At 67.3% G+C, this 14,833-nt stretch carries 14 protein-coding genes; 12 read left to right on the forward strand and 2 right to left on the reverse strand.

Translation table 11 applies throughout. The features are described 5' to 3' along the window. Positions 1-15 precede the first annotated feature (15 nt). The 9 genes from LT972_RS10435 to LT972_RS10475 all read left to right on the forward strand — a co-directional run bounded on the left by LT972_RS10435 (position 16) and on the right by LT972_RS10475 (position 8,636). Positions 16-1,761, forward strand: a complete 1,746-nt coding sequence (locus LT972_RS10435; protein WP_232570132.1) for a 2-oxoacid:acceptor oxidoreductase subunit alpha — start codon at positions 16-18, stop codon at positions 1,759-1,761. Then, positions 1,758-2,627: a 2-oxoacid:ferredoxin oxidoreductase subunit beta gene (locus LT972_RS10440; RefSeq protein WP_232570133.1), complete on the forward strand. Its 870-nt coding sequence runs from the start codon at positions 1,758-1,760 to the stop codon at positions 2,625-2,627. Before LT972_RS10435 ends, LT972_RS10440 begins: the two co-directional genes overlap by 4 nt. Before the next feature lie 238 nt (positions 2,628-2,865). Further along, entirely contained in the window at positions 2,866-3,279 is a 414-nt protein-coding gene (locus LT972_RS10445) for a DUF2178 domain-containing protein (protein ID WP_232570134.1), read from the forward strand. Further along, positions 3,276-3,485, forward strand: coding sequence for a helix-turn-helix transcriptional regulator (locus LT972_RS10450; RefSeq protein ID WP_232570135.1), 210 nt, complete (start codon positions 3,276-3,278; stop codon positions 3,483-3,485). Before LT972_RS10445 ends, LT972_RS10450 begins: the two co-directional genes overlap by 4 nt. A 174-nt stretch (positions 3,486-3,659) precedes the next feature. Next, entirely contained in the window at positions 3,660-3,911 is a 252-nt protein-coding gene (locus LT972_RS10455; RefSeq protein WP_232570136.1) for a hypothetical protein, read from the forward strand. After that, positions 3,908-4,663 (forward strand): ABC transporter ATP-binding protein, encoded by a 756-nt coding sequence (locus tag LT972_RS10460; protein ID WP_232570137.1) that lies wholly within the window; start codon positions 3,908-3,910, stop codon positions 4,661-4,663. The genes LT972_RS10455 and LT972_RS10460 overlap by 4 nt, the downstream gene beginning before the upstream one ends. Further along, positions 4,635-6,317, forward strand: a complete 1,683-nt coding sequence (locus LT972_RS10465) for a hypothetical protein (RefSeq protein ID WP_232570138.1) — start codon at positions 4,635-4,637, stop codon at positions 6,315-6,317. Before LT972_RS10460 ends, LT972_RS10465 begins: the two co-directional genes overlap by 29 nt. A gap of 198 nt (positions 6,318-6,515) precedes the next feature. Then, a complete protein-coding gene (locus tag LT972_RS10470; RefSeq protein ID WP_232570139.1) occupies positions 6,516-7,748 on the forward strand; it encodes a digeranylgeranylglycerophospholipid reductase in 1,233 nt (410 codons plus the stop codon). 60 nt (positions 7,749-7,808) lie between these two features. After that, positions 7,809-8,636, forward strand: coding sequence for an aldo/keto reductase (locus tag LT972_RS10475; RefSeq protein WP_232570141.1), 828 nt, complete (start codon positions 7,809-7,811; stop codon positions 8,634-8,636). A 253-nt stretch (positions 8,637-8,889) separates the two neighbouring features. On the opposite strand, the gene LT972_RS10480 is transcribed toward LT972_RS10475, so the two are convergent. Continuing rightward, positions 8,890-9,861, reverse strand: a complete 972-nt coding sequence (locus LT972_RS10480; RefSeq protein WP_232570143.1) for a phosphoadenosine phosphosulfate reductase family protein — start codon at positions 9,859-9,861, stop codon at positions 8,890-8,892. A 45-nt stretch (positions 9,862-9,906) separates the two neighbouring features. Then, the gene (locus LT972_RS10485; RefSeq protein ID WP_232570144.1) at positions 9,907-10,911 is read right to left on the reverse strand and encodes a phosphate signaling complex PhoU family protein; all 1,005 of its coding nucleotides are present in this window, start codon (positions 10,909-10,911) and stop codon (positions 9,907-9,909) included. 226 nt (positions 10,912-11,137) lie between these two features. On the opposite strand from LT972_RS10485, the gene LT972_RS10490 reads away from it, so the two are divergent. The 3 genes from LT972_RS10490 to pstA all read left to right on the forward strand — a co-directional run bounded on the left by LT972_RS10490 (position 11,138) and on the right by pstA (position 14,831). Further along, the gene (locus LT972_RS10490; RefSeq protein ID WP_232570147.1) at positions 11,138-12,145 is read left to right on the forward strand and encodes a PstS family phosphate ABC transporter substrate-binding protein; all 1,008 of its coding nucleotides are present in this window, start codon (positions 11,138-11,140) and stop codon (positions 12,143-12,145) included. Between the two features lie 78 nt (positions 12,146-12,223). Next, entirely contained in the window at positions 12,224-13,162 is a 939-nt protein-coding gene (pstC, locus tag LT972_RS10495) for a phosphate ABC transporter permease subunit PstC (RefSeq protein WP_232570149.1), read from the forward strand. A gap of 19 nt (positions 13,163-13,181) precedes the next feature. Then, on the forward strand, positions 13,182-14,831 hold the full coding sequence (gene pstA / locus LT972_RS10500; protein ID WP_232570151.1) for a phosphate ABC transporter permease PstA: 1,650 nt from the start codon (positions 13,182-13,184) through the stop codon (positions 14,829-14,831). Positions 14,832-14,833: the final 2 nt, after the last annotated feature.

Here is a 14,833-nt window from a genome sequence, read left to right on the forward strand (position 1 = left end):
GCTACCCCGAGTCACATGCACGACGACCTGAACTGGGCCATCGGCGGCGAAGCCGGCGATGGAATCGCTTCGACCGGCAAAATCTTCGCGCAGGCGCTCTCGCGCGCCGGCCGGCACGTGTTCACCTCGAAGGACTTCGCGTCCCGCATCCGAGGTGGCTACACGGCCTACAAGGTCCGAACGTCCGTCGACCAGGTGGCGAGCGTGGTCGACCGCCTCGACATCCTCATCGCGCTCACCGAGCGCACTGTCGACGAGAACATCGACGAACTCCACGAGGACTCCGTCATCATCTACGACGGCGACCGCACGGAGTTCTCGGACTTCGAAGCGCCCGACGACACCACGGGGCTCGACGTCCCGCTGAAGGCACTCGCCGAGGACGCCGGCGGCGCCATCATGCGGAACATCGTCGCGCTCGGCGCCGTCTGCGAGGTCGCCGACTTCCCCATCGAGAACCTCGACGAGTCCCTCGAGAAGCGCTTCGGCGACAAGGGCGAGAAGATCGTCGAGAACAACAAGGAAGCCGCGCGCCTCGGCGCCGAGTACGTCGCCGACGAGTTCGACGACGTGGAGTTCTCCTACGAACTGGAGACCACGGACGAGGACTACGTCCTGCTGAACGGCGACGAAGCCATCGGCATGGGCGCCATCGCCGCCGGCTGCCGATTCTACGCCGGTTACCCCATCACGCCCGCGACGGACGTGATGGAGTACCTCACCGGTCGCATCGACCAGTTCGGCGGGCACGTCGTTCAGGCCGAGGACGAACTCTCCGCCATCAACCTCGCGCTCGGCGCCGCCCGCGCCGGCGCTCGCGCGATGACCGCGACGTCCGGTCCGGGCATCGACCTGATGGCCGAGACGTTCGGCCTCGTCGCCACCAGCGAGACGCCGCTGGTCATCACGAACGTGATGCGCTCGGGTCCCTCCACGGGGATGCCGACGAAACAGGAGCAGGGCGACCTGAACATGATGCTGTACGGCGGTCACGGCGAGATTCCGCGATTCGTGCTCGCACCGACCTCCGTCTCCGAGTGTTTCCACAAGACCGTCGAGGCGTTCAACCTCGCCGAGAAGTACCAGATTCCGGTCTACCTCACCGCCGACCTCTCGATGGCGGTCACCGAGCGCACGTACGAACCGGACGAGTTCGACATGGACGAGGTCGAAATCGACCGCGGGAAGGTCGTCGACGAGGACGAGATTTCCGCCTGGCAGAACGAAAAAGACCAGTTCAAGCCCCACGCCGTCACCGCCGACGGCGTCAGTCCGCGCGCGCTGCCGGGCACCGAGGGCGGCGTCCACATGAGTACGGGTCTGGAACACGACGAACTCGGGCGCCGCACCGAGGACACGGACGTGCGCGTCGAACAGGTCGACAAGCGCTACCGCAAGGTCGACACCGCTCGCGAACAGGAGGACTTCGACTACCGCGAGTTCGGTGACGCCGACGCCGACAACCTCGTCATCTCGTGGGGGTCCAACGAGGGGACACTCGTCGAAGCCCTCGACTACCTCGACGAGGACGACATCGACGTGCGCGTCATCTCCGTGCCGTACATCTTCCCGCGTCCCGACCTCACCGAGGACGTGCAGGCCGCCGACGAGGTGCTCGTCGTCGAAGCCAACGCCACGGGACAGTTCGCCGACGTCGTCGAACACGACGTGCTCGAACGCGTCGAGCGCGTGAACAAGTACGACGGCGTCGACTTCAAGGCGGACGAACTCGCCGCCGACATCAAGGAGGCCCTAGCATGAGCTCAGAGAACGTCCGATTCACCGACTTCAAGTCCGACAAGCAGCCGACGTGGTGTCCGGGTTGCGGCGACTTCGGCACCATGAACGGCATGATGAAAGCGCTCGCGGAGACCGGTAACTCGCCGGACGACACGTTCGTCGTCGCGGGTATCGGTTGCTCCGGGAAGATTGGCACGTACATGCGGTCGTACGCGCTCCACGGCGTCCACGGCCGCGCGCTCCCGGTGGGCACCGGCGTCAAACTCGCGAACCCCGACCTCGAAGTGATGGTCGCGGGCGGCGACGGCGACGGCTACTCCATCGGCGCGGGCCACTTCATCCACGCCGTCCGCCGGAACGTCGACGTGACGTACGTCGTCATGGACAACCGCATCTACGGCCTCACCAAGGGGCAGGCCTCGCCGACCAGCCGACCGGACTTCGAGACGTCCACCACGCCGGAAGGCCCGAAGCAGCCGCCCGTGAACCCGCTCGCGCTCGCGATGGCTGCCGGCGGCTCGTTCATCGCTCAGAGTTTCTCCTCGGACGCGATGCGCCACACGGAAATCGTCAAGGAAGCCGTCGAACACGACGGCTTCAGCCTCGTGAACACGTTCAGCCCGTGCGTGACGTTCAACGACGTGGACACGTACGACTACTTCCGCGACAGCCTCGTCGACCTCTCCGAGGAGGACGACTACGACCGCCACGACTACGACCAGGCGAAAGACGCCATCCTCAACGCCGACAAGGAGTACATGGGCGTGCTCTACCAGGACGAAAACTCCGTCCCGTACCACGAAGCCCACGGCGTCACCGAGAACATGGCCGAGATTCCGGACGGCGCACCCGACGGCGCCACCGACCTCGTCCGCGAGTTCTACTAGGCACTTTTTGCGCTGTGGGGTGCGCGCTGCGCGCGCGCCCCGCGGCAAAAACTTGCGGAAAAAGCGGCGTCGGACCTCCTACGTGGGTCCTCGCCGCCCGCGCCGGAGGCGCGGTGAACGGCGCGCTCTGCGCACCGATGCTTCGTACCGGTCAGCCGCTCCGCTCGCCGAGTGCAAAGGTAGAAGTCCCGCGGGTGGAAAGGACGTTTTACGATTGGTTCGCGAGGAGACAGAGAGTATGACAGATACGAACGTGGACGGCACGGACCGACTGGCGAAGATTCGGCGCTACCGGCGACTGATGTACGCCTCGATACTCGTCGGCGTCGCCGGCTTCATCGCCGGGGACGAACTCGGCTATCCGCTGGCGGGACTCGCCGTCTACTGGGCGGGCATCCTCTCGTTTTTCGGCATCTGGAAGGGGACGTCGGTGACGCTGTTCGACGAGCGGGACGCGGCCCTCGAACGCCGGGCGAGTCACGCGACAATCGGCGTCGTCGGCGTCATCGGCGTGCTCTCGTTCACGTCGCTGGTCGTAATCGGCGAGATGGCAACCGTCGAGGTTCCCGAACTCGTCTGGAACCTCTACCTCGGGTACTTCGCCCTGTTCGTGCTGTGGGGCGCCGTCTACACCGTCCTCAAGTACCGATGAAAAACAGCGTGCGCGAACGCCGCGACGACGCCGGGCTGAGTCAGGCCGACCTCGCGGCCGCGGTCGGCGTCACCCGTCAGACCATCAACGCCATCGAGCGCGACCGCTACGACCCGTCCATCGAGTTGGCGTTCAAACTCGCACGGCACTTCGACTGCCGCATCGAGGACCTCTTCGACCCGGATTTCGACGTCGAAGACGCCTGAAGCACCGATTTCCCCCGGATTTCGACTCACCGACAGATTTAGGTGAGAGTGTAAAGCACGCTTTACTGTAAAGCGTACTTTACCACCAGTGCGCTCGACACTCGACCATGACCCGAGCCTCTCCCGACCACGCGAGCGATTCCGCGAACCGCCGGCGACTCACGGAGGAGACCGATGACGACCGAGTGTAACGCCGACGCGCGAACGACGAACCCGATAGACGCCCGAATCGGTTCCCTGATGTCGGACGTATCGTCGTGGAGCGCGCTGTTCGTCGGCGCGCTCGCCGTCGCGCTCTCCCACGAAGTCGCCGAAGCGCTCCCGCTCTCGGAGTTCCACCGGGCTCTCGCACTGTTCCCGGTGACGCTCGCGCTCCTGTACGGACTGCTGTGGCTGGCCGTCGCTCTCGAGGGGAGGTCGCGATGACCGGACCCGCCATTCGCAGTGACGGCCTCACGAAACGCTACGGCGACGAGGTGGCGGTCGACGACCTCTCGCTATCGATTCCACGCGGCTCCGTCTACGGGTTCCTCGGGCCCAACGGCGCCGGGAAGACGACGACGATGCGGCTGCTGTGCTCGCTCACCGAACCGACCGCCGGCACCGCCGAAGTGGCGGGCGTCCCGACGACCGACCGCCGGCGACTCGTCGACCGCATCGGCTACCTGCCCGCCGACCCGCCGGTCTTCGACGAACTCACCGGCTGGGAGCAGTTGCGCCACGTCGCCCGCCTGCAGGGGCTGTCCGACGGCGACGCCGACGCTCGCATCGAGGAACTCCTCGACCGGTTCGACCTGCTCGGCGACGCCGACCGCCGCATCTCGTCGTACTCCACCGGGATGACGAAGAAAGTCGGCGTCGTCGGCGCGATGCTCCACGACCCCGAGGTCGTCCTGCTGGACGAACCGACGTCGGGACTGGACCCGCGGGCCGCCCGCACCGTCCGCGACACCGTCGCCGACCTCGCGGCTGGCGACACGACGGTCTTCCTCTCCACGCACATCCTCCCTGTCGTCGACGAACTCGCGGACACCGTCGGCGTCATCGACGACGGCCGCCTCGTCGCCGAGGGCGCGCCCGACGAACTGAAAGCGACCGCTCGCTCGGGCGGGAGCGACCTCGAAGCCGCCTTCATGGAGGTGACCGCGGATGACGACGCGCCGCTCCCGGACGCGTGAGGCGCTCCCCGACCCGCGCGTGGCCGTCGAACTCGCTCGCGTCGACGTGAAACGCGGCGTGCGGTGGGCGCTCGGGCAGGACTTCTGGCTCCTGTACGGCGCGCTGTCCGCGCTTGGCTTCGCTGTCATCGCGCTGTTCGCGTTCGACATCGGCCACGACGCCGGCGCCGCGCTCGCAAGCGGCGGGTCGGCGTGGTTCCTCGACGGCGGCGCCGCGACCGCGTGGAGCGTCGTCTGGCTGTTCTCCACGGCGATGCTGGCCTTCGACGCGTTCTCGACCAACGGCGACCTCGACAACGACGGCCACTACCTCACGCTGCGGCCGGCGTCGGACCTCGCCGGCGGGAAACTCGTCAGCGCCGCCGCGAAGTTCGGGCCGATGGTGGCCGTCCCCGTCGTCCCGTGTTACGCGGGCCTCGCACTCGCCGCCGGCACGGTCGCGCCGTTCGCCGGCGCCGCGACCGCGCTCGTCGTGACTATCCTCTCGGCGACCGCCGTCGGCTATCCGGTCGGACTGGCCGCCAAGACGCTGGTCCGCCGATCTTCCCTGCTCACGCGACTGAAACCGCTCCTCGGTGGCGCGCTCGTCGTCGCGTACTTCGGCGTGATGGCGACGGGCGAGTTCACCGACGTGGTGGCCGCGCTCCGGCCCGCGCTGCGAGCGCCGCCGCTCGGCTGGCTCGGCGCGCTCTCGCTGTCGACGACGGCGGGCGCCGGCGCCAGCCTGTCCGGTGCTGTGGGCGCGGTGGCCGTCGGCGTCGGCGCCACAGCGGTCGGGGCGGGGCTCACGGTTCCCGCGGCCCGGTTCGCGTGGACGACGGACCGCGCGCAGCCGACCGACGACGCCGACGACCCGGTTCGGCCACCGGACCACGCCGTCGACCGCGTGCTCGGCGCGCTCGCGCGCAGTCAGGCGACACGCGGCGTCGCCAGCACCGCGCTTCTCCGACTGTATCGGGCGCCCCTCCAGCTCGTATTCGTCGCGTTCCCGCTGATTGCGGTGTTCCCGCTGGCAGAGTTCGTGCTCGAATCCGGCACCGTCCCGTGGTACGTGCCGTGGGTGGTCGTCTGGTACGGCGCGTGGGCGGCCGGCGCGACCCTGCCGCTGAATCCGCTCGGCGACCAGGGCGCCGGCCTCCCGACGCTGCTGGCGTCGCGGGCGACCGGCAGGCAAGTCGTCCACGGGTACGTACTCGCCGCGACGCTGGTCGCTGCGCCGGTCACGACGGTCGCCGCCGCGGCGCTCGGCGCCGCCGCAGGCTACACCGCCCTCGAACTCGCGGGCGTCGTCGCCGGCGCGCTCGGCGCCACGGTCGTCGCCTGCGTGCTCGCGGCGGGCGTCGGGAGCCTCTTCCCTCGGTTCGAGGCGGTCGGCTTCTCCGGCTCCCGCGAGGCCGTCCCGCCGAGCAAGGTCGCGTACGGCGCGTTCTCCGCGTCACTGACGCTGACCGTCGCGTCGTTCGCCGTCGTCGCGAACGGCCTCGCGCGAGACCTCGCCGCCGTGCTCGTGTCGCGCGCGCTCCCCTTCGGGTGGTCCGTCGCGCCGGCCATCGTCCGTCCGGTCGCGTGGGGCGTGCTCCTCGTCGTCGCCGCGGCGACGCCGGCGGCGTACCGCCTCGCCCAGCGACGACTCGGCGGCTACCGGCTCGCGTGACGGATTCCGCCCTCTCGCGGGCGTCACGAACGTTCCCGCGTGTTTTTTATCTCCGACCCGACTTGCATGGAGTAACCATGGCTACGGCCGACCTCGTTCCCGCCGCCCGCAGTCGACGCGGCGCTCGTCCGTCGGCCACCGCGACCGACCACGCGGCCCGGACGCCGCGCGCGAGCCACATCCACGAGCCAATCTGCTATGTCTGACCACCACGACGTCGTCGTCGCCGGCGCCGGCCCGGCAGGAGCACAGTGCGCGCGAGACCTCGCAGAGCGAGGGTACGACGTTGTCGTCCTCGAAGCCGAACCCGAGGGCGACTTCCCTCGACAGTCGAACAAGTCCACCGCCGGGACGTTCGCGTCCGCGATGGGCGCGTTCGGGATTCCCGACGACGTGGTGATGCAGTACACCGACGACGTCGTCCTCGAATCCCCGAACGAGTACTTCGTCCAGCACCAGCCGGGCGCCGTCCTCGAGTTCGCGGACTTCAAGAACTGGCTCGTCGAGGAGGGCCGGGACGCCGGCGCGACGTACCGCTTCGAGGCCCGCGCGAACAACCCCATCACGGAGGGCGGCGAAATCGTCGGCGTGCAGTACGCCGGCGACGAGGAGGTGTACGCCGACATCGTCGTCGACGCCAGCGGTCCCGCCGCGCCGCTCGCGAAGAAACTCGGCGTGACTGACCTGAAACGCCACAATCAGGCCATCGGCATCGAGTGGGAGATGGAGGGCGTGGACGTGGCCCACGACGGCTACGCGGACCTCCACGACGCGATGATGCTGCGCCTCGACCACGACCTCGCGCCCGGCGGCTACTCGTGGATCTTCCACACCGGCGAGGACACCGCGAAGGTCGGCCTCTGTTACATCCAGAACGAGAGCTACCAGCAGTACGGCAAGGAGGGCATGAGCATCGACGGCTACCTCGACTACTGGATGGAGCGAGACCCCCGCCTCCAGAACGCCGAAAAACTCGACGGCAAGCAACACCGCGGCTCCGCGCACATCCAGATGCCGACCGGCCTCAGCACGGACAACTTCATGGCCATCGGCGACACCGTGCCGACGGTCGACCCGCTGTGGGGAGAAGGCATCCAGAAGTGCATGGAGTCCGGTCGGGTCGCCGCCATCACCGCGGACCGCTGTCTGATGGGGAGCGAGCGCGACACGTCCGCCGCGAACATGTCGATTTACGACAACCTCTGGCACGAGCGCGTCGCGCCGAACATGCGCACCCGGCTGACGATGACACAACTGCTCTACCTCGCGTCGAACGACCGCTACGACCGACTGATGGCGGACCTGAACGACGCGGGCGAGGACGTGTTGGAGGCCGCGAACGCGGGAAGTCGGCGCGCGCTCGCCAAGCTGTTCCACGCGAGCGACCTGCCGTTGCTCGCGCGGTTCGCGAAACAGCGCCTCGCGGAGTGACCGCGACGCCCGCTCGCCGGAGCCCAAACCCCTAACCGCGTCCCGTGCTTCTGGACGGGTATGTCACAGGACTCCCAGCGACGCACACCGCTCGCCGACGGCATGCCGATGTTCGGCCTCGGCACGTGGCAGAACGAGGACGCCGACCAGTGCGCCGAGAGCGTGCGGACGGCCGTCGACATGGGCTACCGGCACGTCGACACCGCACAGGCGTACCGGAACGAGGACGCCGTGGGGCGTGGCCTCGCGGACGCCGACGTGGACCGCGAGGACGTGTTCCTCGCGACGAAAGTGTGGACTGACAACCTCGCGCCCGCCGACGTCCACTCCTCGACGGCCGACAGCCTCGACCGCCTCGGCGTCGACTACGTCGACCTGCTGTACGTCCACTGGCCGGCCAACGAGTACCAGGCCGAGGAGACGCTGCCGGCGTTCGCCGAACTCAAAAGCGAGGGCGCAATCAAGCGCATCGGCGTGAGCAACTTCGAGCCGCGCCACCTCGACGAGGCCCGCGACGTGCTCGGGGAACTCCCGTTCGCGAACCAGGTGGAGTTCCACCCGCTCCTCCAGCAGACGGAACTCCGCGAGTACGCCGGGAACGAAGACATCGAACTGGTCGCGTACTCGCCGCTCGCCCGCGGGAAGGTGTTCGACGTGCCCGAGATTCAGGACGTCGCCGAGAAACACGACGCGAGCGAGGCACAGGTCAGTCTCGCGTGGGTCCGAGAGAAGGGCGTCACTGCCATCCCGAAGGCGACCAGCGAGGCCCACATCGCGGACAACTGGGCGAGTCTCGACCTCGAACTCGACGACGAGGACGTCGCGAAAATCGACGCCATCGACCGGACGGAACGACAGGTCGACCCGGACTTCGGCCCGTGGAACTGACGGCGTAGCGAACCGCGGTGGTGCGCTTCTCCGGGCGGTCTCACTCGGAATCGGCACGCTCGACCGTGATTTCGCGGAGCAGCGTCGACGCGCGAGCGAAGTGATGAGCAGGCTTTTCGGAATGCTGCCGGCCGAGCGGGGCCGAAAGTACCGCTGGCTGTGCGAACGGCGCTGCGTGCCGTGAGCAGAAGTGGTTCCCGCAGGGTGCGCCGTCAGGCGCAACCGAGGAAATCCGAGCGCGAAAACAGTCCGTTTACATGTAGCCGAGGTCGCGCAGGCGCTCCATCAGGTCTTCTTTGTCCTGGGCGCGGCCCGCGCGCTCGGTCGTGTTCTCGAGGTCCTGGAGCCACGCCGGCTCCTCGCTGGCTTTGTCGGTGGAGACTTCGCTGCCGAGGCTCCGGAAGCCCTTGAAGTACTTCGGGGAGACCGGGATGTCCTCGTGCGTGAGGTCGTTCGGGAGGTCGTCGAAGGACTGCGGGACGTAGCCGTCGTCCGGGAAGTCCTCGACGGTCTCGGGGACGACGTAGTACCAGAAGGCGTCCCAGACCGCGGCTTCGTCGAACTGGACGATGGGCTGGATGCGGTCGTGGGGGGGGTAGACGTCGGGGTCGTGGCGCGGACTGAAGAACGTCTCGTCGGCGCGGGCTTCCTGTTCGTCCCAGCGGATGCCCGAGAGGATGCCGTCGACGTCGTGCTCTTCGAGCGCGTTGTTGAGCGCGACGGTCTTCAGGAGGTGGTTGCCGACGTAGGTGTCCAGCAGGAACGGGAACGTGTCCTCCTCGTACTCGAGGAGGTCCCGGACGTGGTGCTGGTTCTGCTCGTTGAGGTCCTCGATGGGGATGTCGTCGCCGGGTTCGAGGCCGTTTTCGTCGACGTACTCGCCGATATCCGTGTTCTGTGCGTAGACGACGTCGAGGTCCCACTCCTCGGCCCACTTGTCGACGAAGTCGTGCAGGTCGTCGAAGTGCTGGTAGTGGTCGATGAAGATGGCGGGCGGGACTTCGAGGTCGAACTTCTCGGCGACCTCTTTGACAAAGTAGAGCGTGAGCGTCGAGTCCTTGCCACCGGTCCACATGATGGCGGGGTTCTCGTACTCTTCGAGGCCCTTGCGGGTGACCTCGATTGCTTTCTCGAGTTTGTCCTGGAGCGTCGGGTAGTCCTCGGGGGACTCGCCTTCGCCCGCGCTGTAGTCGACGTCGAGGTAGTCGGGGAACTCCTCGCTCATACCTCGGCGGTCGGTACGATTACTTATAGGCCTGTGGTTATCGGCTCACGGGCCCGGCGTCGGAGCGGCCTTCTGGAGAGCCGTCTCGGCGATGTTGCCGCCGTAGTCGGCGCTCCGGGACAGCGAGTCGACGACGAGGCCGAGGTGCTGTGCCTGGTGGGGGTCGAGGTCGTGGAGCAGGTCGTCGATGGTCCGCGTGTGTTCGTCGATGGCGCGGACGTCCGCGCGCGCGGCGTTCGCGAGTCGCGTGGCTTCGTCGGCGTCCTCCGCGAACAGCGCCTCCATCGCCGTCTCGATGATGTCGGCGGCGTCGGACTGGAGTTCCGCGAGCGCGTCGACGACCTCCGCCGGGACGTCGCTCTCTAGGTCTCGCGTGACGTTGCTGATTTTCGCTGCGTGGTCGGCGACGCGTTCGAGTTGCCGGGCGCTGGAATGGTAGTCGAAGGCCGTCTCGCGGCTGACGCCGATCTCCTGTGCTATCTTCGGGGAGCGAAGCGCGCCGCGGAAGATGCGGGAGACGACGTACCAGAGGCGGTCGACGTCGTCGTCGCGTTCGGTGACGTCGCGCGCGATGTCGGGGTCGCGGTCCCGCAGCGCCTCCAGTGCGTCACCGAGCATGGAGACGGAGATGAGGTGCATGCGCCGGACGGCGTTGTGGATGGAGAGCTCCGAGGAGTCCAGGAGGTCCTGGATGACGACGCGGTCGCCGGTCTCCTCGAGGACTTCGAGGCCGACGAGGCCCTGCGTGGCGTTCCGGATGACGCGGCGCTGGTCGGCCGTGATGCGGTCGCCTTCGAGCGCGAGCACGTCGAAGCCGCTGACGTACATCGTCATGACGGCGCGCATGAGTTCGTCGCCGGCCATCCCGGAGACGTCGAGTGTCCCCTCCTCGGTTTCGGCGTCGGCCACGGGCGTCAACAGAAGCGACCCGCTGTCGGGGTGGAAGCCGACCTCGTCGCCGGCCGCCACGTCGTGGTCTCGCGCCCAGTCTTTCGGAATCGAGACCGTGAACGTGGAACCGCCCGTAACTTGGACCTTCCTGCGTTCCATACCCGGCAGTTTGCGCCCACCACCATAAATCCAGCCATAGATATATACACGCTATGTTGACAGTCGATTCGGAGTTTTGAGGGGCTGTGGAGAGTAAATTCTCCGCCAATTTCGTGCGCCGTAGCGCGCTGCTCTGGGCATGATACAGGTTTCCAGCATAACTCTATATAGGCCTATTTACTGGTAATAGTAGGGTATTTATTGAAATGGAGCGGTTCTTACGGTGATGGCAGACCAGTCACCCCAACGTCGTTCCAGTCTCTCTCGGCGGAAACTATTGGGCGGTCTCAGTAGCGTCGGCGCGGCCGCAATCGCCGGCTGCACGCGCTCTACCGGCGGCGGGTCGAACGACGACGAGACGACTACGGAGAGCGAACTCACGGGCTCTGTCACCATCAAGGGGAGTTCGACGGTCTACCCCGTGTCGCTCGCGATGGCCGAGGAGTTCCAGAAGGCACACTCCAAGGCGAACGTCTCGGTCGACTCCACCGGGACCGGCGGTGGCTTCAAGAACCACTTCTGCACCGGGAACGCGGACATCAACGACGCGTCCCGCGAAATCAAGGAGACGGAAATCGAGCAGTGTTCCAGCAACGACATCGAACCGATCAAGTTCCAGATCGCGGGCGACGCGCTCACCGTCGCGGTGAACAACGACGCCGACTGGGTCGACTGTCTGACCTTCGACGAACTCACCCAAATCTGGGGGTCGGACGGCGCCCAGCGCTGGAGTGACGTGCGCTCGGAGTGGCCCGACAAACAGATCGACCTCTACGGTCCCGCCTCCACCTCCGGCACGTTCGACTGGTTCACGTCGAACGTCGTCGGCGAGGAGCGCGGCCACCGCAGCGACTACGAGGCCACCGAGAAGGACAACGTCATCGTGCAGGGCATCGAGGAGTCCAAGCACGCCATCGGCTACTTCGGGTACGCGTACTACCAGGAGAGTTCCGACCGCGTGAAGGCCGTCGAAGTCAAGCGCTCCGAGAGCGACACCTGTACCGCGCCGAGCCTCGACAACGCCAAGGACGGGAGTTACCCGCTCGCGCGCCCGCTGTACATCTACGTCGCGAAGGAGTCGCTGGCCAACCAGACCGTCAGCGAGTTCGTACGCTTCTACATCGAGCAGGCCGAGACCGACCTCGTGAAGGAAATCGGCTACGTACCGGAGAGCGAGTCCCAGCGCGACGAGAACCTCGACACGCTCGACGCCGCAATCGAGGACGTGCAGTAACCGGCACACGACTATGTACTGTGCCGCACTACTCACGAAACGGCGGACATTTACGGTTCGCCCGCGGGTGTCCGAGCAATGAGTGAGGAATCGACCACACCGGACTTCGCCGGCGGCGCTCGCGCCCGCTCCGCGAAAGAGCAGTCCATCAAGTGGACGCTGTTCGCGTGTGCGGCGCTGTCCGTACTCGTCACCGTCGGCATCGTCCTGACGCTGCTGTTCGACGCGCTGAGTTTCTTCCGCAGCGTCCCGCTGACGGAGTTCTTCCTGTCGACGACGTGGAGTCCGAGCATCGAGGAGACGTACGGCGTCCTGCCGCTGTTGGCCGGGACGCTCATCGTCACCGTCATCTCGGCGCTCATCGCGATTCCCGTCGGGACGGCGGCCGCCGTCTACCTGAGCGAGTACGCGAGCGACCGCGTGCGCTCGGTTCTCAAGCCCGGCCTCGAAATCCTCGCGGGCATCCCGACGGTCGTCTACGGCTACTTCGCGCTCGTCTACCTCACGCCGTTCCTCGACTGGGTCGGCCTCCCGGTCGGCGCGTTCTCCACGCTCAGCGCCTCCATCATGGTCGGCGTGATGATCATCCCGATGGTGTCGAGTCTCAGCGAGGACGCGATGAGTTCCGTGCCGGACTCGCTCCGGCAGGGCGCCTACGGCCTCGGCGCGACCAAGTACGAGGTGTCGACCGGCGTCGTCATTCCGGGTGCGGTCTCCGGCATCTTCTCGTCGTACATCCTCGCGCTCTCGCGGGCCATCGGCGAGACGATGATCGTCGCCGTCGCGATGGGGATGCGCGCGCGGATGCCGACCCCCGGAAACCTCGAGGCGGTCGTGTTCAAGTCCGGCGAGACGATGACCGTCGCGATGGTCGAACTCGTCGGCAGCGAAATCGCGGGCGGCACCGTCGCGTACAAGTCGCTGTTCGCAATCGGTCTCACGCTGTTCGTCGTCACGTTCGTCATGAATCTGCTCAGCAACTGGGTGGCGTCGCGGTACAGGGAGGAGTACCAATGAACGCGGAGGTGACGCACTGATGGCGACCGAATCCGGTCAGTCGTCGTGGTACGGCGAGGGCGAGGGCGTCAGCCAGTTCCGGAGCCGAGTCTTCCGGTTTGTCTGTCTCGGCGCGTCCCTGTTCGGTCTCGCGCTCGTCGGCGTCTTCCTCGTGAAGGTGTTCCTCGACGCGATTCGCCCGCTGTCGGCGGACGCCGGCTGGCACCTGACGTTCTTCCTGACGCTGGTCGCGCCGACCACCGGCCTGCTCGGTTACTACTGGCTGAACGACCGCGTCGCCGGCTGGAACGGCGTCGTCCTCGGGGCGATTCCGCTGTTCGGCCTCATCCTCGGCGCGGGACTCGTGCTCGTGTTCGTGCAGGTCTACTCGCTTTTGACGTGGTTCGGCGTCGCAATCGGGCTGGCGGCGACCGCCGCGGTCTTCTACGCACACCGCCGCTTCCGCCGGGAAGCGAGCGGCGAACGCAACGTCGTCACGGCGCTCGCGTTCCTCGCGGGCGTCGTCGGCGTCCCCTACACCGGACGCGGCTTCGAGGTGATGAGCCTCGCCGAACTCGCCAACTACTACCTCCCGGTGCTCCCATCGGACATCGCAATCGCCGTGCTCACGCTGGTCGTTCCGGCCGCGGCGTACGCGGGTAACTTCGTCCGCGAGCGCCACGAGAGTTCGCGCGCTGGCCTCGCCGCCGCCGGCGTCGTCGTCGCGGTGGCCGCCGGTGCGGTCGCGCTCGCACCGACCGTCGGCGTCCCGTCGTGGAACCTCGTCGTGCTCGCGCTCCCCGTGTTCGTGCCGACGCTCCTGTACGCCGAGTCGTTCTTCCGACTCGACGAACACCGGAGCGCGCTGGCGTTCCCGGTCGTCCTGTACGGCGGCGTGCTCGCCGGCGCGTTCGCCGTCCGCGCTCTCGACTACGCCGGCCCGAACTCGTGGCTCGACTGGCAGTTCCTCACCGGCCTGCCGTCTCGATTCCCCGAGCAAGCCGGCTTCTACCCCGCCATCGTCGGGTCCGTGATGATCATGCTGGTCATCATCGTCGGCGTCGCGCCGCTCGGCGTCGCCGCCGCAATCTACCTCGAAGAGTACGCCACCCACGAGGGAGCCCTCGGGGCGGTCGTGAAACTCATCGAGGTGAACATCGGGAACCTCGCGGGCGTCCCGTCGGTCGTCTACGGCCTGCTCGCGCTCGGCGTGTTCGTGAACACGCTCGGGATGCAACCCGGCATCGTCGTGCTCGGCGGCCTCGCGGTCGGCCTGCTCGTCCTCCCCATCGTCATCATCTCCTCGCAGGAGGCGATTCGCGCCGTGCCGGACTCGCTCCGGCAGGCGTCCTACGGCATGGGCGCGACGAAGTGGCAGACCGTCCGGAACGTCGTCCTGCCCGAGGCGCTGCCCGGCATCCTCACCGGTTCGATTCTCGCGTTCGGGCGCGCCATCGGCGAGACCGCACCGCTGCTGATGATCGGGGTCGCGGCCGCCATCTTCCGTGCGCCCGGCGGCTTCTTCGAGACGACGAGCGCGATGCCCCGGCAGGTGTTCGCGTGGTCGACGAAGCCGGCCGCGGAGTTCCGGTACGGCGTCCTCGCCGCGGGCGTCGTCACCCTGCTCGTGGTCCTGCTCGCGATGAACGCCGCCGCAATCGTCATTCGGAACAAATACCAGCGTAACTGACA

Source organism: Halobacterium litoreum (assembly GCF_021233415.1).
Taxonomy (GTDB): Archaea; Halobacteriota; Halobacteria; order Halobacteriales; family Halobacteriaceae; genus Halobacterium; species Halobacterium litoreum.